Consider the following 20,680-nt stretch of genomic DNA (forward strand, 5'->3'; position numbering starts at 1 on the left):
GCTTGAGCAGTTCATACGCGGGCACGCCCTTGATCGACTGGCCCATGTACTCGATGTCGCCCGACGCGTACGGCTTCAGACCGGTGATGGCCTTCATCGTCGTGGTCTTGCCCGCGCCGTTCGCGCCCATCAGCGCGACCACTTCGCCCGCGCCGATCGAAAAGTCCAGATGCGAAAGCGCGACGGTCGCGCCGAAGCGCTTGTCGATGGCGCGAGCGGAAAAAATCGGCGCGGAAGATAGGAGAGCGGACATACGGGCGTATCGGTCTCGCGGGCAAGGGATGGCGTCATCGTAGCGAGACGCGCAGGCCGGCCCAACGAAGCGATGCTCATATTGATCCGCCCAGCGCCGATAAGGCGGCCGCACGCCGCCACCTCTGTTTTTACGCGCTTTTCTCCGTTATGACGCGATGCATTCAGCACAAATGCGCGCAGCCGATATCGATTCGAGAATCCGTTATTGGAGCGCCGCGACACGCATTTCTATACTGGCCCTTCACGCCATTCGAGGCCGCGGCCCGATGGAGAAACACGGAGGAACACACAATGACGACACCGCGATCCGCTCCCATTCAGCACCCTCACGACGCCACGCTCTCCACCGGCACCGACTATGAAACGCTCGCCGCGCGCTTTCGCCCGATCTTCGCCGAGATCGCGCGCGGCGCGGCCGAACGCGACCGCGAACGCATCCTGCCGCACGAGGCCATCGCCGCGCTAAAGGACGCCGGTTTCGGCGCGGTGCGACTGCCCGTGCGCGACGGCGGCGCGGGCGCGTCGATTCCGCAGCTGTTCCAGTTGCTGATCGAACTCGCCGCCGCCGATTCGAATCTGCCGCAAGCGCTGCGCGCGCATTTCGCCTTCGTCGAGGACTGGCTCAACGTGCCGCCCGACGCCGACCAGCGCGCGTGGTTCGACCGCTTCGCCAGCGGACAGATCGTGGGCAGCGCGTGGTCCGAAGTCGGCGAAGTGGCCGTCGGCCAGGTGCAGACCAAAGTTTCGCAACGCGACGGCCGCTTCGTCGTGAACGGCGCGAAGTACTACAGCACGGGCACGATCTACGCCGACTGGATCGACGTCTACGCGCAGCGCGAAGCTGACGGCAGCGACGTGATCGCCGCCGTCAGCACGCATCAGCCCGGCGTGGTGCGCGAGGACGACTGGGACGGCTTCGGCCAGACCACCACCGGCAGCGGCACCACGCGCTTCAACGACGCCGTGGTCGAGCCGCGCAACGTGATCGACTTCGCGCGCCGCTTCAAGTATCAGACCGCGTTCTACCAGCTCTTTCACGTGGCGACGCTCGCGGGCATCGCCGAAGCCGTGCAGCGCGACGCCGCCGAACTCGTGCGCACGCGCAAGCGCGTCTACAGCCACGGCAACGCGCCGCACGTGAGCGAGGACGCGCAGATCCAGCAGGTGGTCGGCGAGATCGCTGCGTGGGCGTATGCCGCGCGCGCCGTCGCGCTGCAGGCCGCCGAGCCCGCGCAGCGCGCCTACGAGGCGCGCTTCGGCGACGACGACGCGGCCGAGCACGCCGCCAATGTCGAAGCCGAAATCGCCTCCGCGCAAAGCCAGCTCACGGCGTCGGACTTCGCGCTGCGCGCGGCCACGCATCTGTTCGACGCGCTCGGCGCGTCGGCCACCAGCACGCGCCTCGCGCTCGACCGGCACTGGCGCAATGCGCGCACGGTGTCGTCGCACAATCCGCTCGTCTACAAGGCGCGCATCGTCGGCGACTGGGCCATCAACGGCACCGAGCCGCCCTTCGTCTGGCAGATCGGCAACGGTCCGGGCCGTGGGAGCAAGTGAACGTCATGAGTAAAACCATCCGCCTGAACGCCTTCGAAATGAACTGCGTGGGCCACCAGTCGCCGGGACTGTGGACGCATCCGCGCGACCGCTCGTGGCAATACAAGGACCTCGAATACTGGACCGATCTCGCGAAGATTCTCGAGCGCGGCATATTCGATGCGATCTTTATCGCCGACGTGATCGGCTATTACGACGTCTACAAGGGCGGCAATTATCACGCGCTGCATCAGGCCGCGCAGATTCCCGTCAACGATCCGCTGCAGCTCGCCGCGCCCATTGCGATGGTGACGGAGCATCTGGGCATCGGCATTACGGCGTCGACGAGTTTCGAGCATCCGTACACATTCGCGCGCCGGCTGTCCACGGCCGATCATCACACCAAGGGTCGGCTCGCCTGGAACGTGGTGACGTCCTACCTCGAAAGCGGCGCGAAGAATGTGGGCCAGCTCGGCCTGCGCGATCACAACGACCGTTATGCGGTCGCAGCCGAATATCTCGAAGTGCTCTACAAGCTCTTCGAAGGCAGTTGGGAAGACGGCGCCGTGGTGCGCGACCGCGAGAACCGTGTGTTCACGCATCCGGAGCGCGTGCACGAAATCGGGCACAAGGGAAAATACTTCGAAGTACCAGGTTATCACCTGTGCGAGCCGTCGCCGCAACGCACGCCGGTGCTGTTTCAGGCGGGCGCGTCGGGTCCCGGCAAGCGCTTCGCCGCCGAACACGCGGAATGCGTATTCGTGGCCGCGCCCACGCAGACGCTGCTGCGCGACTACGTGGCTGACGTGCGCCGTCAGGCCGCGCTCGCGGGCCGCGATCCGCGCCAGTTGCGGATCTACAACCTCGTGACCGTGATCGTCGACGAAACGGACGCCAAGGCGCAGGCGAAGTTCGAGGCGTATCAGCGGCACGTGTCGTATGACGGCTCGCTCGTGTTCATGTCGGGCTGGACCGGCATCGACTTCGGCCAGTATCTGCCGACCGACACTGTCAAGCGCGTGGAAACCAATGCGATCGTGTCCGCCGTCGAGCATCTCGCGGGCGGCGACAAGGCGTGGACCATCGAGGAACTCGCGCGCTGGGGCGGCGTCGGCGGACTCGGCCCCGTGTTCGTGGGCTCGCCGTCCACGGTCGCCGACATTCTCCAGCAATGGGTCGAGGCCACCGACGTCGACGGTTTCAATCTCGCCTACGCGGTCGCGCACGAAACCTTCGAGGACGTGGTCGAGCATCTCGTGCCGGAGTTGCAACGGCGCGGCGTGTATCCGCGCGCCTATGCGCCCGGCACGCTGCGCGAGAAATTGTTCGGCGCGCAGGCGCGTCTGCCGGACGATCATCCCGCCGCGCAGTATCGCGACATCGAGCGCGTGAAGCGCGAAGCCGCCGAACGGTCTGCCAACGCCGCCGACGCCAGCGTGCAGAACGAAGTCACGGCCTGACCTGTCCGCATCCACGAAACCAGGCGCGCCCGCGCCATTCCCGCCGGGCGCGCCTCATTCCGATACACCCCACACACCGGATCTCACCCATGACTGAACTCGCGGCCACGTCGGCGCGCGACGGCACCTTGCGTCGCGGCTATCTTTCGCTATCCGAATTAATTGCACAATCGATTGGACTCGTCGGCGCGGCGGGCGGCGCGGGCCTCCTGATCCCGGCGGTGTTCGCCACCGCGGGCAACGGCACCTGGCTCGCCTATCTGTTCGCCACCGTGGGCCTGCTGTTCGCCTCCTGGAGCATCACGCAGTTCGCCAGGCGCACGGCCTCGCCCGGCGCGCTCTACACCTATGCCGCGCGCGGCCTCGGGCCGATCTGGGGCGCGGTCGCGGGCTGGTCGCTGCTGATCGCGTATGGCGTGGGCGCGGCGGGCATTCTGCAAGGCACCGTCAACGAGATCGTCGTGCTGTTCAAGGATATCGGCGTGGCCTCGGGCGCGGGGCTCGCGGTCACGGTCGGGATCACCGTGTTCGTGACGCTGGGCGCGTGGTTCATCACGTGGCGCGATATCCGGCTCTCGACGCGCACCACGCTGTGGATCGAGCTGAGCACCGTGGCGCTGATCCTGTTCGTGATCGTCGCGGCGCTGTTCGCGCAACATCGCTGGGTCGATACGCATCAGCTCGCGCTGACCGCCGTGAAGCCCGATCAGTTGCGGCTCGGCATGGTGCTCGCCTTTTTCAGCTTCACGGGCTTCGAGAGCGTGACGGCGCTCGGCGCGGAAGCGCGCGAGCCGTTCCGCCTGATTCCGCGCGCCGTGATCGTCAGCATTCTCGGCCCGGCGGCGCTGTTTCTCGCCGCTTCGTACGGGCTTGTCGCGCTGTTCCAGGGCGCGGCCACGCCGCTCGACCAGGCAAGCGCGCCGCTTTCGGCGGTCGCGCACGGCATCCATCTGGGCGCGCTCGGCGTGCTGATCGACGCGGGCGTGGCGCTGAGTTTCTTCGCCGCGTTCTTCTCGTCGATCAACGCCGCCGCGCGACTGCTCTACACCTTCGCGCGCCAGGGCCTGCTGCACGCCGCGACGGGCCGCGCGCACGCGGGCAACGCCACGCCGCACGTCGCGGTCACGCTGCTCGTGGTGCTGTCGCTGATCGTGGCGGTGACGTTCCAGTTCGCGGGCACGTCGCTGTTCGACGCCTACGGCTATCTGAGCACGGTCGCCACGTTCGGCTTTCTGCTGACCTACGTGATCGTGGCGGTCGCCGCGCCCTGCTTCCTGCGCCGTCGCGGCGAACTCAAGGCGCGCCATGTGGCGATCAGCGCGGCGGCCATCGTGCTGATCGGCATTCCGTTCGTCGGCAGCATCTATCCGGCCGCGCCGGGCGTGTATGCGGTGCTGCCCTATGTGTTCGGAGCGCTGCTCGCGGCGGGGCTCGGGTGGTTTCTGGCGTTGCGGGTGCTCGCGCCGCATCGGCTGCGCGATATCGAAGCGGAATTCGCCGATGCGGATGCGCCGCGCGAAGCAGCCGCAACGCTCGCCGATGCACGCGGCGTGTCGGCGGCCTGAAATCGGCTAGCGGTTTTTTTCGGGCGCTCAGGTTGAGCGCCCGGCGCTAGTTCAAGCGCCTGACGAGCCGGATTGGCCCGATACGCCCGATACGCCCGTGCAGCGTCCGCACGAGCGCGCCTGACCGAGACGCAGGCGCCCGGCGCTGACCGTGACTTCGTTGCCGCATTCGCAGCGGCACACCCAGACGCCGTCGCCCGCGTAGCGCTCGGTCGTCAACTGGCCGAACACCTCGCCGCCCTTCAGCGACGGCGAGCCCGGGCGCGAGCGCCAGATCTGGCGCTGCTCGCGGCAGCCGCAATCGCGCGTCTCGCCGCTCTCCACCGCATCGAGCCGCGCGCTCACGTGGCCGCCGCAGCGGCAACGCCAGAGCCACACGTCCGCGCCGCGATAGCGCAGCGCGACGAGCTGGCCGAAGGTTCGGCCAGACACATCGCGGCTCGGCGGAAACGGCCACGCGGGTGGGAGGGGGTCAGGAATACGCGAATTCACGACGAATAAATGGGCGCCGGCGGCCGGGTTTCAACGGCAATCGCGCGGGCCGGATCTCGGCCGCAGCCGCTGAAAAGGGGCGTCAGGCAATATTGGGGCACCCCCATTCTACCGCCACGGCGGGAAATCGCCCTGGGCCGCCTTTCCCGGGAAAACCCGGGAATACGGCGTCGGCGGCTTTGCCAATACCCAAAAGAAAACGGCACACGCGACGGTCATGCCGTCCGCGTGTGCCGTTGTCGCGGGACTGACGTCCGCTTGACTACAGCGCGCTCATCCTTCCCACGCGCCGCTCAATTCCACGCATGCCGCGCGGGCTTTTTCCCGTTCAGATAGTAATTGCCGACGAGGTGATACTTCCAGCGCACCGGATCGTGCAGCGTGTGCGTGCGCGCGTTGCGCCAGTGGCGGTCGAGATTGTGCGCGGCCAGCGTCGACTGCGTGCCCGACAGCTCGAACAGCTTTTCGCCCGCCAGCAGCGCGGCCTCGGTGGTCAGCACCTTCGCCTCGCCCACGGCGACCGAGGCGCGCGCGACGTCGTCCTCGCTGATCGCGTCCTGCGCGGCGATCGCGTCGAACAGCCTCGCGGCGCGCTCCAGCAGCGCTTCGGCCGCATGCAACTGAATATGCAGATGACCGATTTCGCGCAGCGTCAGCGGATCCTCGCTGGCGCGTTCGACGCCGCTGTCGACCCACGGACGCGCGCGCTCGCGCACGAAGGTCAGCGTGTCGTCGACGGCGGCGCGTGCGATGCCCGCGTCGATCGCCGCCTGGAGGATCTGCGAAACCGGGCCGTTCAGCGTCGGCAAATCGGACACGCGGTGCGCCGGGAACACGTGCGAGGCGCTCACGCGGACGTTGTCCAGCGTGATCGTGCCGCTCGCCGTGGTGCGCTGGCCGAAGCCGGACCAGTCGTCGGTGATCGCGAGGCCCGGCGTGCCCTGCGGGATCCACGCGAGCCAGCCGCGCCCATCCGCATCGAGGCCGAGCACCGGCACGTAATGCGCGAACAGCGCGCCCGTCGAATAGAACTTCGTGCCGTTGACCACGTAGTCGTCGCCGTCGCGCAGCACGCGCGTCTTCAGGTCGAGCACGTGTTTCGTCCCTTTTTCGGAGAAGCCGTTGCCGAAGCGCTTGCCCGCCAGCACCTCGCCGAAGAAAAAGCGCTTTTGCTCCTCGGTGCCCGTGAGCGCGATCACATCGACGAGACCGAAATGGTTTTGCGGCAACTGTCCGAGCGACGAATCGGCGGCCGAAATCAGCTTGAAGACCTCGGTCAGCGTGACGAACGAGACGCCCGCGCCGCCGTAGGCCTTCGGCACCGTGATGCCCCACAGGCCCGACTGCGAATACCACTCGATTTCCTCGCGCGGCAGCCGCCGCTCGCGGTCGCGCTGCGCGGCGCCTTCGGCGAGGCGCACGGCCAGTTCGCGCGCGGCGTCGAGCGCTTCGTTGTCGTCGGCGATGACGCGCGCGGTCGTGCGCGCGGCCTGGTCTCCGGTCTCTGCCATGGAGGGCTCCGCGTGATGAGATCGATCGTTGAAGGAAGGCATACGCAAGGCATGCGCAGCCAATCTAGCAGCGCGCCCGGCGCGGCCCAACCGAGCGATTGGCACATCGATATTCCGCGCGGGACTAATCCGTTTTCCGGCACGAGCGGCCAGCGGGCGGCAAACCAGGAACAAATCAGCCGGAAAGCAGGCGGCGGCCCCGCAAAACGCCCCGGCAGGCGGGCCGGGCGGCCCTGCTGCGGGTGTGGGATAATCGCTGAGTTTGCCCAAAGCGCAGCTCAAAAGGTTGTCCGCACGGGCGCGCGAAGGGCCTTTATTCCCGTGGCCCGCTGTTTTCCTGCGACCTTTTCGACCTTTTCATAGCACCCACGATGCCCGCATACCGTTCCAAAACCTCCACCGCCGGCCGCAACATGGCGGGGGCGCGCTCCCTGTGGCGCGCCACCGGCATGAAAGACGAAGACTTCCAGAAGCCGATCATCGCGGTGGTCAACTCGTTCACCCAGTTCGTGCCCGGCCACGTGCACCTGAAGGATCTGGGCCAGCTCGTCGCGCGCGAGATCGAGGCCGCCGGAGGCGTCGCCAAGGAATTCAACACCATCGCGGTCGACGACGGCATCGCGATGGGCCACGACGGCATGCTCTACTCGCTGCCGAGCCGCGACATCATCGCCGACTCGGTCGAGTACATGGTCAACGCGCACTGCGCCGACGCCATGGTCTGCATCTCGAACTGCGACAAGATCACCCCGGGCATGCTGATGGCCGCCATGCGCCTGAACATCCCCGTGATCTTCGTGTCGGGCGGCCCGATGGAAGCGGGCAAGACGCGCCTCGCGAACCCCGTCACGAAGGCCATCGAAGTCAAGAAGCTGGACCTGATCGACGCGATGGTGATCGCCGCCGACACCAAGTACAGCGACGCCGAAGTGGCCGAAGTCGAACGCTCGGCGTGCCCGACCTGCGGTTCGTGCTCGGGCATGTTCACGGCCAACTCGATGAACTGCCTGACCGAAGCGCTGGGCCTCTCGCTGCCGGGCAACGGCACGGTGGTCGCCACGCACGCGGACCGCGAACAGCTCTTCAAGCGCGCAGGTCACCGCATCGTCGAACTGGCGCGCCAGTACTACGAAGAGGAAGACGAACGCGTGCTGCCGCGCTCGGTGGGCTTCAAGGCCTTCGAGAACGCCATGACGCTCGACATCGCCATGGGCGGCTCGACCAACACGATCCTGCACTTGCTGGCGATCGCGCAGGAAGCGGGCATCGAGTTCACGATGCGCGACATCGACCGCCTCTCGCGCATCGTGCCGCAGCTCTGCAAGGTTGCGCCGAACACGAACAAGTACCACATCGAAGACGTGCATCGCGCGGGCGGCATCATGGCGATCCTCGGCGAACTCGACCGCGCCGGCAAGCTGCACACCGACGTGCCGACCGTGCACGCGCCCTCGCTCAAGCACGCGCTCGACCAGTGGGACATCGTGCGCACCGACGACGCAGCCGTGAAGACGTTCTACATGGCGGGTCCGGCGGGCGTGCCCTCGCAGGTCGCGTTCAGCCAGAACACGCGCTGGCCGAGCCTCGACACCGATCGCGCCGAAGGCTGCATCCGCTCGTACGAGCACGCGTTCTCGAAGGAAGGCGGCCTCGCCGTGCTGACCGGCAACATCGCGCTCGACGGCTGCGTGGTGAAGACCGCGGGCGTGGACGACAGCATCCTCGTGTTCGAAGGCACGGCGCACGTGACCGAATCGCAGGACGAAGCGGTCGCGAACATCCTCGCCGACAAGGTCAAGGCCGGCGACGTGGTGATCGTGCGCTACGAAGGCCCGAAGGGCGGCCCCGGCATGCAGGAAATGCTCTACCCGACCAGCTACATCAAGTCGAAGGGTCTGGGCAAGGCCTGCGCGCTGCTGACCGACGGCCGCTTCTCGGGCGGCACCTCGGGCCTCTCGATCGGCCACTGCTCGCCGGAAGCGGCAGCGGGCGGCGCGATCGGCCTCGTGCGCGACGGCGACAAGATCCGCATCGACATCCCGAACCGCACGATCGACGTGCTGGTGTCCGACGAGGAACTCGCGCGCCGCCGCGAAGAGCAGAACGCGAAGGGCTGGAAGCCGGTGCTGCCGCGTCCGCGCAAGGTTTCGGCCGCGCTCAAGGCCTACGCCAAGCTCGTGATGTCCGCCGACAAGGGCGCCGTGCGCGACCTTTCGCAACTCGAAGACTAAGCTCGCCGATCCTTCGTGGATCGTTTGCTGATGAAAAAGCCGCTCTTCGGAGCGGCTTTTTTTATGCCTCGGCGCTTTCGATTTCGCGATTTCGCGCTTTTCGCGTTTCCTTCCTGCGCTTTCGACCCTGAAATATCGACCTTGACGCTCGCCTGAGCGCGTCTATATTCCATCAATACGCACGACTGTATTGAGGCCATGAGCAAACCCTCCTATCGCGAAGAGATCCTCGACGCCGGACTCCAGGTGATGCTGCGCGCCGGTTACGAAGGCGCGAGTGTGCGCGACATCTGCGCTGCAGCGGGCGCGCCGCACGGTTCGTTTACGAACCACTTTCGCTCGAAAGAGGCGTTCGCGTGCGAGGTGCTCGAACGCTACTTCGCCCACACGCAGGCACTCGTGAAGCAGGCGCTCGGCGACGGCACGCTCACGCCGCGCCAACGCCTCACGCGTTATCTCGACATCATCAGCGACGTGCTGGCCGCCGAGCACTGGCAGCGCGGCTGTCTGATCGGCGACTTCAGCGCGGAAACGGCGCGGCAAAGCGAGGTGCTGCGCGAGCGTCTGCAAAACATCTTTCACGCATGGCGCGAGCCGTTCGCCGCGTGTATCGGCGAGGCGCAAGCCGCCGGGGAAATCGACCCGGCATTTACGCCCGTTGAACTGGCGGAATTCCTGCTCGCCTCGTGGGAAGGCGCGATTCTGCGCATGAAGGTCGAACGCGGTCCCGCCGCGCTCGAACGTTTCAAACGCATTGTGTTTCAAACCGTTTTCAAGGAATTGCGATGACTATCCCTTTCGATATCGATTTGCACAAGCAAAATGTTTTGGATTCCTATATGTCTTATCGGGAAAGCGGCGATCCGTCCGCGCCTGTCGTGCTGTTCTTTCACGGCAATCCCACTTCGTCGTATATCTGGCGACATATTCTGCCGCTCGTCGCGCCGGTCGCGCACTGCATCGCGCCGGATCTGATCGGCTTCGGGCAGTCCGGCAAGCCCAATATCGCTTATCGTTTTTTCGATCATATTCAGTATATCGAATCATTTATCGACGAACTCGGGATCGACTCGGCGTATCTCGTCGCGCAGGATTGGGGCACGGCGCTGGCATTCGAACTCGCGGCACGTCGGCCCGATTTCGTGCGCGGACTCGCCTTCATGGAATTCACGTGGCCAATGCCCGACTGGGCCGAATTCCATGCCGATGCGCGCGAATTGTTTCAGGCATTCAGAACGCCGGGCGTCGGTGAAACATTGATCCTCGAACAGAACGCGTTCATCGAACAGGTGCTGCCGGGCGCCACGGTGCGCACGTTGAGCGACGAAGAAATGGCCGTGTATCGCGCGCCCTTTCCCACTGCGGCTTCGCGGCTGCCGATATGGCGTTTTCCGAACGAATTGCCGATCGCGGGCGAGCCTGCCGATGTCTACGCCACGCTCGAAAACGCGCATCGCGCGCTCGCGCAATCGCGTTATCCGAAGCTGTTGTTTACCGCGACGCCCGGCGCGCTCGTTTCGCCCAACGTGGCCGCGCGCTTCGCGCAGCAACTCCAGCATTGCCGCGTCGTGCCGCTCGGCGAAGGCATTCATTATCTGCAGGAGGATCATCCCGAGACCATCGGCAACACGGTGCGCGAATGGCTGATCGAACTCGGCATAAACGCACAAAGCGTGCAAAACACGCATTCATGACGCGGGTGATTACATCGCATGTAATTGGCGCGCCGCGCACGCGCCACTACGCTTGGGCTGTCGCGTCATCCACGGTGGATGGCGCCGCCAAACCCCGACAGCCAGGAGCCATCATGTCCCGCTATCCCGTCCTCACGCTCGACACCGCCCCCGAGGCCTCGCGCCCCGTGCTCACGCAACTGCAACAGGCATTCGGCCGGATTCCCAACATCGCCGGCACGATGGCCGCTTCGCCCGTGCTGATCAACGGCTTCATCGGCCTGTTTCAGCGCGTGCATGCGAGCAGTTTGAGCGAGCTGCAAATCCAGACGCTGCTGTTGACCAACGCGGTCACGAACGCCTGCGAATGGGCCGTCGCCTTTCATTCGGCGCTCGCGCTGGAAGCCGGCGTCACGCGCGCCGATGTCGATGCCATGCGCGACGGCGCGCTGCCCGCCGACCGCAATCTGGCCGCGCTTTCGCAACTTGCGCGCACGCTCATCGAACGGCGCGGCCGCATCGACGACGCCGATCAGCAACGCTTTTTCGACGCCGGCTTCCGCGCGGAACAGGTGCTCGAAGTCATCGCCGTCGTGGCCGCGTCGACGATCACGAACTACACGGGCAGCGTCACGCAGCCGCCGCTCGAAGCGCCATTCGAGGCCGTCATTTGGCGGACGAATACGCGCTGAACCGGCTATATTCGTTCGTCTCACTCTGGGGAACACGATGAACGCCACCCGTCCCGATGCGTCCGGCTCGCCGCGCGAAACCGGTACGCCACTCGGCGCACTGCTGCGCTACTGGCGCGACGCACGGGGCGTGAGCCAGCTCGATCTCTCGCTCGACGCGGGCATCTCGCAGCGGCAGATCAGCTTCATCGAAAGCGGACGCAGCGTGCCGGGCCGCGACACGCTGCTCACGCTCGCGCAAACGCTCGACGTGCCGCTGCGCGAACGCAACGCGCTGCTGCTCGCGGCGGGCTACGCGCCGCTCTATCCGGAAGCGCCGTGGAACGCCGAGGCCATGCAGGGCGTGACGCGCGCGCTCGAACGCGTGCTGCGTCAGCACGAACCGTTTCCCGCCATCGTCATGGACCGACACTGGAACGTGCTGATGACGAACGACGCCGCGCCGCGCGTGTTCGGCTGTTTCATCGACATGGCCGCGCGCACGGGGCCGCGCAACATGCTGCATCTGATGTTCGATCCGCACGGACTGCGCCCGCATGTGGACGACTGGGAGCGCGTCGCGCGCAGCCTGCTGCAACGCGTGCATCGCGAGGCCGTGGGACACGTGATCGACGGCGGCACGCAGCGGCTGCTCGACGAACTGCTCGCGTATCCGGACGTGCCGCGCGACTGGAACAGCCCGCCTGCGCGCCTAGCCGCGCCGGATCTGCCAATGGTGCCGATCGGTCTGAAACACGCGGGCGAGGTGCTGCGCTATTTCTCGCTGGTGAGCACGCTCGGCACGCCGCAGCATGTGGCCGCGCAGGAGTTGCGCGTCGAGTGCCTGTTCCCCGTGGACGAAGCGACGGAAGCGCGCCACGCGCGGCTGCTCGCGCAACACGCGGCGCGTTCCGGTCAATCGAGCGACGCGCAGGCGCACTGAAGCGCTAGCGCGCGTTTACTGATCGTCGTCCGGCCCCGGAGAACCCGCATCGACATGGCCCGCCGTGCCCGCGCCTTGCGCCGCGATGGCGCGCGCGAGCAGGCGTTTCGCTTCCTGACTCGACGCGTCGATCGTCACCGCATGGCCCGCGTTCTGCCACGCGCACGACCACTTGCCCTCGCGCGCGCAGAGCCGGCCGTAGCCGAGCAAGGCGTCGCGCTCCTGCTCGCGCGCCAGCAGATCGGTTTTCATCTGCTGTGCGTCGGCGTTGCCCGGCTGCTCGGCGAGCGCGCTCATGATCGCGCGGCGCGCGGGCCACAAACGGTTCTTGTCGAGACTCGTGCGCGCCGTCGCGAGATTGCGCGCGACGTCGCCACGCGTCGCCGTGCCGCCAGTCTGCGCGACCGTTTTTCCGGCCGCTGCGCGCGCGTCCACGGCGGCATTCTGGATCGCGCCAGGCGCGACGGCGGCAAGCGCACGCGCGGCGCGCGGCGAGGCCGGATCGCGATGCATCGCGGCGACGGTCTTCGAAGACGGCGACGCATCGTTCTGCTGCGACGACACCGTGCCCTCCACCGTCTGCCCGACCATCGCACTCGATCCGGCGCTCGAGCCCGCAGCGGATCCGCCATCGCGATGCGAGATCACATAGCCGGTCAGCGCCGTCGCGACGAGCGCCACCGCGCCGAACGCATACAGCGGCAGACGCGAGCGGCGCGCGCCGTGATCTTCGTGTCCGCGATGGCCTCCGTGCGCCCGATAGCCGTCGTAATCGGCGTAATAGCGCTCGCGTCCGAAACCCGCGGGCACCGCGCTGCGTTCAGCCGGAAAACGCTGCGCGGCCACGCGCGGCCGCTCGGGCTCCGCGCCCGCGCCGCGGGTCGCGCCGGACAATTGATTCGTGCCGCAATGGGGACAAAATATTAATGGCGCATTCAGCCGGTTTCCGCAGTGGGAACACTGTCTCGGACCGGGGGCGCCTCGACCTGGTTCGTTGAACATGGACGTGCTAGGGCTTCGAAAGCTTTCAGGGCCGCCGCGGCCCGAAGGCCAGGTGCGGCGGATGGCGAATGGCGAAGGCCCGCAATTGGCGTGCCGTTGCGTCAGGTGCGCGAAAGCGCGAGGGAGGATGGGCGAGAAAGTGGAAATGAATATGCGCCGCTTCGCCGTGAAGATCAATCGGCGGATTCGGCCACGATGGCGGATCTGGATGACGCCCCATGATGCGATCGCCGGCAATCACCATCGCGCATGGCCGCACCACGATCACGCAGAATAAAAATCAGTCTGAATACCCGGCGCGACATCACATCGAATTACCGATCAACGTGCGCTGGGACACAGTCATCGGAAATACGCGCGGAGTCTTGCAAAATTCATGCGAAACTCATGCAGATTCCGACGCCATTCAGAAGCGATTGCATCTCGACTGAATCGCCGATTTACACGCGCAGTGCGCCGTTCTAATTCAGTCCGCGCCGAATAATGCGCAATGCGGCGCGCAGCGTGCGTTTCGGGGCGCACGTCTCACATCGCTCACATGTAAGGGAAAGAATAAGAAACAAACTCCGATACCCTCAGAAAAATGGCGATGTTATGCTTGGGACACCTGTGAAGTGATGCGATGCACACGACATCGCCCATTTTCGCTAATGCGCGTCGGCGGGTTTTTCACGCGCACATTTACTAGAACGAAATCGATGGAGAAGCGAATTGATTCGCAGCGGGGAAATCCAGCCGGAATACGCAGTTTTTTCAACACTCCGCGCAACAATCCACATCGAATGCTGCGGCATTCGCATCCATCAGACAAATAATTGCCGCTAGCGCGCCGGCATGGCGGCAAGCCTCTTCTCGCACCCATTCCAACGACTCGCCCCCAACATGGCATCGAAAACCGTCGAAACCCAGAACGTCGTCTCCGTCGGCAGCAAGATCCGCTCGCTGCGCCAGCGCCAGGGGCGCACGCTGGACGACATCGCGACCGTCTCGCAGCTATCCAAACCCTTTCTCTCGCAGGTCGAACGCGATCACGCCAGCCCGTCCATCACTTCGCTCGTGAGCATTGCGAAAGCGCTGGGCGTGCCGGTCAGTTATTTCGTCGATACGCCGACCGAGGAAGGCTGCGTGCGCCGTCGCAAGGATCTGCAATACTTCGCCTTCGCGGATTCCGCCGATCTGTTCGCACGCCTGTCGAATCAGTCAGGCGGCCGCCAGCTCGAAGCCATTCTGGTGCGCATGCCGCCCGGCGAGCGGCCGAGCGAAGTGACCACGCACGCGGGCGAGGAATTCGTCCACGTGCTCAGCGGCGAAGTGACCATCACGCTCGAAGGGAAGTCGTTCGTGCTCGGCGCGGGCGACAGCGCGCACTACGAATCGACGGTGCCGCATAGCTGGACCAACGCGCGCGACGACGAAGCGGTGCTGGTCTGGGTCGGCACGCCGCGGCTGTTCTAGGCGCTTCAATCGCGCGCGGGTGCACGCACGTTCGTGCACCTCCACGCGTTCCGATGATCGCGTCCTGCCAGGCGCCTTATTGCGCGTTTTCCTCGAACACCGCTTCGCCGCGCGCCGAACCGCGTCCGCGTCGCGAACGGGGCGCGCGCCGCACCGGCGAACGCGCGGCCACCGCGCAATAGAGCACCGGCGCGAACACGAGGCCGAGCGCCGTCGCCGCCAGCACGCCGCCGAGCACGCCCGTACCGATCGAATGACGGCTCTCCGCGCCCGCGCTATGCGAGAGCGCGAGCGGCACCACGCCGAGCACGAAAGCCGCCGACGTCATCACGATCGGGCGCAGTCGCTCCGCGCAACCCGCCACCACCGCCGTCGCCACGCGCATGCCGCGCTCGCGCCGCGCGTTCGCGGCCTGCACGATCAGGATCGCGTTCTTCGCCGTGAGCCCGACCACCGTCACGAGCCCCACCTTGAAGTAGATGTCGTTGGGCAGGCCGCGCAGCAGCATCGCCGTGACCGCGCCGAGCGTGCCGAGCGGCACGACCAGCAGCACCGCGAGCGGCGTGATCCAGCTTTCGTAAAGCGCCGCGAGCACCATGAAGACCGCGAGCAGCGAAAGCCCGAGCAGCAGCGGCGTGTCGCGCGCCGCTTCGATCTGCTCGAACGCGGTGTCGGTCCACTCGTACGCCACGCCCTCGGGCAGATCGAGCGCGAGCCGCTCCATTTCCGCCATCGCTTCGCCGGAGCTGTGTCCGTGCGATTCGCGCCCGCTCACGTCGAGCGACGGATAACCGTTGTAGCGCGCGAGCATGACCGGGCCGCGCGTCCAGCGCGTGCTCGCCAGCGACGACAGCGCCACGGTCGCGCCCGTACTCGTTTGCACCGGCAGATCGAGCAGCTGACGGTCGGCCATGCGCGCGTTCGCATCGGCGGACACGATCACGCGCCGCATGCGTCCGCCCGCCGGAAAGTCGTCGACGTAGGTCGAGCCGAACGTCGTGCTCAACAGATCGGCGATACGGTCGAACGGCACGCCGAACGCGTAGGCCTTGGCGCGGTCGATGTCGAGATCGACGCGCGGCGCATCGGGCAGATCCTCCGAATGCACGCCCGCCAGCACGGGACTCTTCGTGGCCGCGTCGATCAGCTGGCCGCGCGCCGCCTTGAGCGCATCCATGCCGACGCCGCCGCGATCTTCGAGCCGGAACGTGAAGCCCTCCGAGTGCCCGATGCCCGGCACCGGCGACGGCAAGGTCGCCTCGACGTCGCCGTCCAGGATCGTGGCGAATTTGTCGTTGAGGCGATCGCGCAGCGCCTGCGCGCTGATCGAGCGGCGGTCCCAGTCCTTGAGATCGACGAAGGCCATGCCCACGTTCTGGCCGCTGCCCGCGAAGCTCCAGCCGACCACGCCCGTGACGTTTTCAACCGCGCTTTCGCTGCGCAGAATCTGCTCCGTGCGCTGCAGCACGTCGAGCGTGCGCGCCTGATTCGCGCCCGCCGGCAACTGGATCATCACCTGCAACTGGCCTTCGTCCTCGGCGGGCAGAAAGCCTTCGGGCATCTGCCAGTAGAGCCACGCGCCCGCGGCAAGCAGCACCGCGTAGATCGCGAGCACGCGGCGGCTGCGGCGCAACAGCTTGATGACGATGCCGCGATAGCCGCGCGACACGCGCGCCACCCGCGACGTGCCGTGCGCTTCAATATGCTTCGGCTTCCTGAGCATGCTCGCGCACAACGCGGGCGTGAGCGATAGCGCCATGAACGACGACACCAGCATCGACGCGATCATCGACACGGCGAACTGACGATAGATGCCGCCCACGTTCCCGGTGAAGAACGCCATCGGCACGAACACGGCCGTGAGCACCGCCGTCACGCCGACGATCGCCCCGCCGATGCGCGACATCGCGCGGCGCGTGGCTTCGCGCGGCGGCAAGCCTTCTTCGTGCATCGCGCGGTGCACGCTTTCCACCACCACGATGGCGTCGTCGACGAGAATGCCGATCGCGAGCACGAGGCCGAACAGCGTGAACACGTTGATCGACATGCCGCCCATGTAGAGCGTGAGAAACGCGCCCATCAGCGTGACCGGAATCACGACCGTGGGCACGAGCGTCGCGCGCAGATCGCGCAGGAACAGCCACATCACGCAGAACACCAGCACGATCGCTTCGAGCAGCGTGATGACCACTTCGCGGATCGCCACGCGCACGAAATGCGCGCTGTCGAACGGAATCTCCACGGCGATGCCGGGCGGCATGCGCTTCGAGAGTTCGGCGAGGCGCGCGCGGATCGCGTCCGAGGTTTCGAGCGCGTTGCCGCGCGGGCCGAGCTGGATGCCGACCGTCGCGGCGGGCCGTCCGTTCAGGCGCGAGAAAAACGAGTAATCGCTGCGGCCGACTTCCACGCGCGCGATGTCGCGCAGACGCACGATCGAGCCGTCGGTTTTCGCCTTGAGCACGATCTCGCCGAACTGCTCGGGCGTGTCCAGTTGGCCCTTCACATCGACCGACGCATTGGTCTGCTGGCCCGCCGCGAACGGCGCGTCGCCGATCGTGCCCGCCGTCACGGGCGCGTTCTGCGCGGTGATCGCGGTCGTCACGTCGCTCGCCGCCAGCCCGTATTCGCGCAGCCGGTACGGATCGAGCCAGATGCGCATCGCCTCGTCGGAATCCCACAGCTCGGCCGAGCCCACGCCGGGCGCGCGCTTGAGTTCGCGCAGCACATAGCGGTTCAGATAGTCGGCGAGCTGCGCGGAGTCGCGCGAGCCGTCCGTCGAGGTGAGCGCCACCAGCATCAGGAACGTGTTGGACGCCTTCACCACGTTCACGCCCTGCTGCACGACCGCCTGCGGCAGACGCGCCTCGATCTGCTTGATGCGGTTCTGCACGTCGACGAGCGCGATGTCGGGATTCGTGGCAGGCGCGAAGGTCACGTCGATCTCGAGATTGCCGAGGCCGTCGCTGCTGGTTTCGTAGTAGAGCATGCCGTCCGCGCCATCGAGGCTTTCCTCGATGATGCTCGCGACGTTGTCATCCACGGTTTGTGCCGACGCGCCCGGATACTGCGCGACGATCACGATGCGCGGCGGCGAGAGACGCGGGTACTGCGCGATGGGCAACTGCGTGATGGCGAGCGCGCCCGCCACCATGACGGCGAGCGCGATCACCCACGCGAAGACCGGCCGGTCGATGAAGAAGAAGGGCACGCGAGGCGTCCTGGCGTAAGAAGCTTGATTGACTTAAGGGGCCGGCGAGCTCAGGGCGCTTGCGGACCGTCCGTGACGACCGGCGGCGCGAACACCGGCGCATCGACGAGCCGCGCCATGTGCAGCACGTCGTGCAGCGCGCCGTCGAGGATCGCATCGCCGCGTGCGCGCGCTTCCACCACAAAGCCGAACTTGCGATAGAGCGCCAGCGCGCGCGCGTTGTTCGCGAACACCTGCAACTCGACGCGTCGCAGCCCGAACGCATTGTCGGCGGCGTCGAGCAGCCCGGCGAGCAGCAGCGAGCCCACCCCGCGCCCATGATACGCGTCGTGCACCGAAATGCCGATCGAGCCGCAATGCGAGCGCCGCCCGTCGTACGCGCGAAGTTCGGACTGCCCGACGATCTGCCCTTCGTATTCGGCGACGATCATCATCGAGTCGGCCTTCTGGGTCGCGAGCCACGCGCGCACCGCTTCGCCCGTGCGATAGCCGTGCGAAAGCGTGCCGGGACGCACGCCCGGCAGGTTCATGAGCGCGGCCATCGCCTCGCTGTCGTCGGGTTCGGCGGCGCGCACGCGCAGCGCCTTCGCGAACGCGGCGCGTTGCGCCGCCGCATCGTGAGGAAGATTCATGATGCCTCGCTGTCGATATAGGGAAGCGGCGCACGCAGACGCCCCATCAGAAATGAATCGACGTACGCGCCGTCGCGCAGCATGCTGCCGCGCAGCCGGCCTTCGATCTCGAAGCCGAACTTGCGATAGAGCGCGATGGCGCCCTCGTTGTCGACGAACACCCTGAGTTCGAGGCGGCGCAGGCCGAGCCAGTTGTCGGCGAGATCGAGCATCTCGGCCATGAGCCGCGTGCCGACGCCGCGCCGCTGCCAGTCGCCGTGCACGCCCACGCCGAGATCCGCCACGTGCGCGCGGCGCATGCGGCCGACCTGCACCTGGCCCTGGCCGACCAGTTCCTCGCCCATCCACGCGCCGATCATGATGATTTGCGGCGTGAGCTTCGCGATCCATTCGCGCGTGGATTCCAGCGTGCGAAACGGCGTTTGCGGATCGCCGTGCGCCATCGAAGGCGCGTAGATCAGCGCGTGCAACTGCTCAGCGTCTCGCTCTCTTATGCCGCGCAGCACGAGCGGCCCGCCCGTCTGCGGATTTGCGTTATTCGACATCTGTGCATCCTTGTTGTTTTACGTTTTCCTGCACTTCCGTACTGCGCTTTCCAGCTTCTCTGCTTTGCTGCTTTGCTGCTTTCCTGCTTTCCTGCCTCACTGCTTTCTGCGGCGCGCCCTCGTGCGCGCCGCGTCCAACCCTGCGCGCTACAGCACCAGTTCGAACGACTTCACGAGCGCGCCCGGCAACTGCATGCCGCCGGTCGCGCGCTGTCCCCAGGTGGAATCGGAGAGCAGCAGTTCGGACTGCGCGCCCAGCGCTTCCAGGCGTTCGCCGAGCAGACCGTACAGGCTGTCGTCGAAACGCATGGCGTCGACGGGCGCGACGATCTCGCCGTCCTCCACCCAGAAGGTCGCGAAACGCGTCATGCCGGTCAGGCGGCAATTCATGCGGTCCGAGAAGTTCACGTACCAGAGATTGCCGACGTAGAGCCCGGTGCCCAGACGCGCGAGCACGTCTTCGGGCGCGAGGTCGCCGGTCGCCATCGACACCGTCGTGGCCATTTCCTGCGGCAGCGCGCCGTTCGGTTCGAGCCCGTACTCGCGTGCCGAGCGCGCGCTCGTCAACTGGCCCACGCCACGGCCGCCCTCGATCAGCGGCACGCTCGCGCGCAGATAGCCGTCGTCGTTGAAGGCGGGCGAGATGCCCAGTTCGAGCGACTCGGTCAACGCCACGCGCGAATCGAATGCAACCGCGCCCGTGTTGAGCTTGTAGAGCGGACTCGTCGACGCCGCCTGGGCGCGCGCCGAAAAGCCGCCCCACGCCATCGACTGCACGAACTCGGACAGCGCCGCCGGCGCGAGCCACGCGCGATAGCCGCCCGGCGTGAGTACGCGCGGCGCGCGCAGCAGCACCGGCAGACGCGCGGCCGCCTCGCTCACCTTGGCCGCGAACACGGCGTCGTCCCAGTTGTCGCCCGCGTAGTGCGTCTTGATCGCGCGCCCGTTCGGCTGATACAGCGACCAGCTGAAATTGAAGTTCTCCACTTCGTACCAGCCGCGGCTGCCCGTGGTGGAGGCGAAGCCGCGCGAGAGCGTGCCGCCCGCGTAGAAGCCGACGAAATCGAGTCCCTGCGCGCATTGCGCGACCCGTTCGACGAGCGCCTGCGGTTGCGGCAGCTTGCCGTTGCGACGCGTGCTGCGCGACCACGAGGTGGTGTCGAACAGCACGTGCGGATCGTCGGGCGCGTCGAGCAGACTTTCGCGCAGCGCCGCGAGCGCCTCGGCCGTGTGGCGCACGTCGGCGTTCGCGTCGCCGCTCAGGTCGAGCGTGGAATAGGCCTGACGCGCGCCGTGCACGAGCCGCAGCGTCAGACGCCCCTGCTCCACCTGGCCGCTCTGGCGCACCTTGCCCGCATTGAAGCGGATGAAATCGGACTGCTCGCCCGCGAACGCGCTCAGCACGGTTTCACCGGGCTGACGCTGGCGCTCGATGGCGTCGGCGAGCATTGCGAAATGCGCGTGCCAGTCGATCGAGGCGCCCGGCGCGCGCGTCGCAGTG

At 66.7% G+C, this 20,680-nt stretch carries 18 protein-coding genes; 10 read left to right on the top strand and 8 right to left on the bottom strand.

The features are described from left to right. Window positions 1-253, bottom strand: a 253-nt coding sequence (locus G3N97_RS40175) for an ATP-binding cassette domain-containing protein (RefSeq protein WP_205994453.1), incomplete at its 3' end; no start/stop codon positions are given. 317 nt (window positions 254-570) lie between these two features. On the opposite strand from G3N97_RS40175, the gene G3N97_RS17970 reads away from it, so the two are divergent. The 3 genes from G3N97_RS17970 (at window position 571) to G3N97_RS17980 (ending at window position 4,816) form a co-directional block, all read left to right on the top strand. Further along, window positions 571-1,812, top strand: coding sequence for an acyl-CoA dehydrogenase family protein (locus G3N97_RS17970; protein ID WP_205994473.1), 1,242 nt, complete (start codon window positions 571-573; stop codon window positions 1,810-1,812). 5 nt (window positions 1,813-1,817) lie between these two features. Next, a complete protein-coding gene (locus G3N97_RS17975; protein WP_205994454.1) occupies window positions 1,818-3,251 on the top strand; it encodes an LLM class flavin-dependent oxidoreductase in 1,434 nt (477 codons plus the stop codon). Window positions 3,252-3,340: 89 nt separating this feature from the next. Beyond that, window positions 3,341-4,816: an APC family permease gene (locus G3N97_RS17980; RefSeq protein ID WP_205994455.1), complete on the top strand. Its 1,476-nt coding sequence runs from the start codon at window positions 3,341-3,343 to the stop codon at window positions 4,814-4,816. Between the two features lie 51 nt (window positions 4,817-4,867). Here G3N97_RS17980 and G3N97_RS17985 read toward each other — a convergent pair whose 3' ends face one another. Both G3N97_RS17985 and G3N97_RS17990 read right to left on the bottom strand, forming a co-directional pair. Further along, window positions 4,868-5,248 carry a hypothetical protein gene (locus G3N97_RS17985; RefSeq protein WP_205994456.1) on the bottom strand — a complete coding sequence of 127 codons (381 nt, stop codon included), beginning with the start codon at window positions 5,246-5,248 and terminating at the stop codon, window positions 4,868-4,870. 353 nt (window positions 5,249-5,601) lie between these two features. Next, window positions 5,602-6,819 (bottom strand): SfnB family sulfur acquisition oxidoreductase, encoded by a 1,218-nt coding sequence (locus G3N97_RS17990; RefSeq protein WP_181440969.1) that lies wholly within the window; start codon window positions 6,817-6,819, stop codon window positions 5,602-5,604. A 371-nt stretch (window positions 6,820-7,190) separates the two neighbouring features. Between G3N97_RS17990 and ilvD the strand changes: the two genes are divergently transcribed. From ilvD to G3N97_RS18015, 5 genes are all read left to right on the top strand, one after another. Next, window positions 7,191-9,050: a dihydroxy-acid dehydratase gene (gene ilvD / locus G3N97_RS17995; protein ID WP_065063926.1), complete on the top strand. Its 1,860-nt coding sequence runs from the start codon at window positions 7,191-7,193 to the stop codon at window positions 9,048-9,050. A 198-nt stretch (window positions 9,051-9,248) separates the two neighbouring features. Beyond that, complete coding sequence (locus G3N97_RS18000; protein ID WP_205994457.1) at window positions 9,249-9,839, top strand: TetR/AcrR family transcriptional regulator; 591 nt, start codon at window positions 9,249-9,251, stop codon at window positions 9,837-9,839. After that, window positions 9,836-10,744: a haloalkane dehalogenase gene (locus G3N97_RS18005; protein WP_205994458.1), complete on the top strand. Its 909-nt coding sequence runs from the start codon at window positions 9,836-9,838 to the stop codon at window positions 10,742-10,744. Before G3N97_RS18000 ends, G3N97_RS18005 begins: the two co-directional genes overlap by 4 nt. Window positions 10,745-10,857: 113 nt before the next feature. Next, on the top strand, window positions 10,858-11,415 hold the full coding sequence (locus G3N97_RS18010) for a carboxymuconolactone decarboxylase family protein (RefSeq protein WP_205994459.1): 558 nt from the start codon (window positions 10,858-10,860) through the stop codon (window positions 11,413-11,415). A 37-nt stretch (window positions 11,416-11,452) separates the two neighbouring features. After that, on the top strand, window positions 11,453-12,337 hold the full coding sequence (locus G3N97_RS18015; RefSeq protein ID WP_205994460.1) for a helix-turn-helix transcriptional regulator: 885 nt from the start codon (window positions 11,453-11,455) through the stop codon (window positions 12,335-12,337). Between the two features lie 15 nt (window positions 12,338-12,352). Here G3N97_RS18015 and G3N97_RS18020 read toward each other — a convergent pair whose 3' ends face one another. After that, a complete protein-coding gene (locus tag G3N97_RS18020) occupies window positions 12,353-13,231 on the bottom strand; it encodes a hypothetical protein (RefSeq protein ID WP_205994461.1) in 879 nt (292 codons plus the stop codon). Between the two features lie 326 nt (window positions 13,232-13,557). On the opposite strand from G3N97_RS18020, the gene G3N97_RS18025 reads away from it, so the two are divergent. Together G3N97_RS18025 and G3N97_RS18030 are read left to right on the top strand one after the other, a co-directional pair. Further along, window positions 13,558-13,770, top strand: a complete 213-nt coding sequence (locus G3N97_RS18025) for a hypothetical protein (protein ID WP_205994462.1) — start codon at window positions 13,558-13,560, stop codon at window positions 13,768-13,770. Between the two features lie 451 nt (window positions 13,771-14,221). Continuing rightward, window positions 14,222-14,794, top strand: coding sequence for a cupin domain-containing protein (locus G3N97_RS18030; RefSeq protein ID WP_065063920.1), 573 nt, complete (start codon window positions 14,222-14,224; stop codon window positions 14,792-14,794). 76 nt (window positions 14,795-14,870) lie between these two features. Here the strand turns inward: G3N97_RS18030 and G3N97_RS18035 are convergent, their stop codons facing one another. The 4 genes from G3N97_RS18035 to G3N97_RS18050 all read right to left on the bottom strand — a co-directional run bounded on the left by G3N97_RS18035 (window position 14,871) and on the right by G3N97_RS18050 (window position 20,628). Beyond that, window positions 14,871-18,002, bottom strand: coding sequence for a multidrug efflux RND transporter permease subunit (locus tag G3N97_RS18035; RefSeq protein WP_205994463.1), 3,132 nt, complete (start codon window positions 18,000-18,002; stop codon window positions 14,871-14,873). Window positions 18,003-18,052: 50 nt separating this feature from the next. Next, window positions 18,053-18,634 (bottom strand): GNAT family N-acetyltransferase, encoded by a 582-nt coding sequence (locus tag G3N97_RS18040; RefSeq protein ID WP_205994464.1) that lies wholly within the window; start codon window positions 18,632-18,634, stop codon window positions 18,053-18,055. Continuing rightward, a complete protein-coding gene (locus G3N97_RS18045) occupies window positions 18,631-19,179 on the bottom strand; it encodes a GNAT family N-acetyltransferase (protein ID WP_205994465.1) in 549 nt (182 codons plus the stop codon). The genes G3N97_RS18040 and G3N97_RS18045 overlap by 4 nt, the downstream gene beginning before the upstream one ends. Before the next feature lie 147 nt (window positions 19,180-19,326). Then, complete coding sequence (locus tag G3N97_RS18050; RefSeq protein ID WP_241030658.1) at window positions 19,327-20,628, bottom strand: metallopeptidase TldD-related protein; 1,302 nt, start codon at window positions 20,626-20,628, stop codon at window positions 19,327-19,329. Window positions 20,629-20,680: the final 52 nt, after the last annotated feature.

This window comes from Paraburkholderia sp. Ac-20347 (assembly GCF_017104805.1).
GTDB classification, from domain to species: Bacteria; Pseudomonadota; Gammaproteobacteria; order Burkholderiales; family Burkholderiaceae; genus Paraburkholderia; species Paraburkholderia tropica.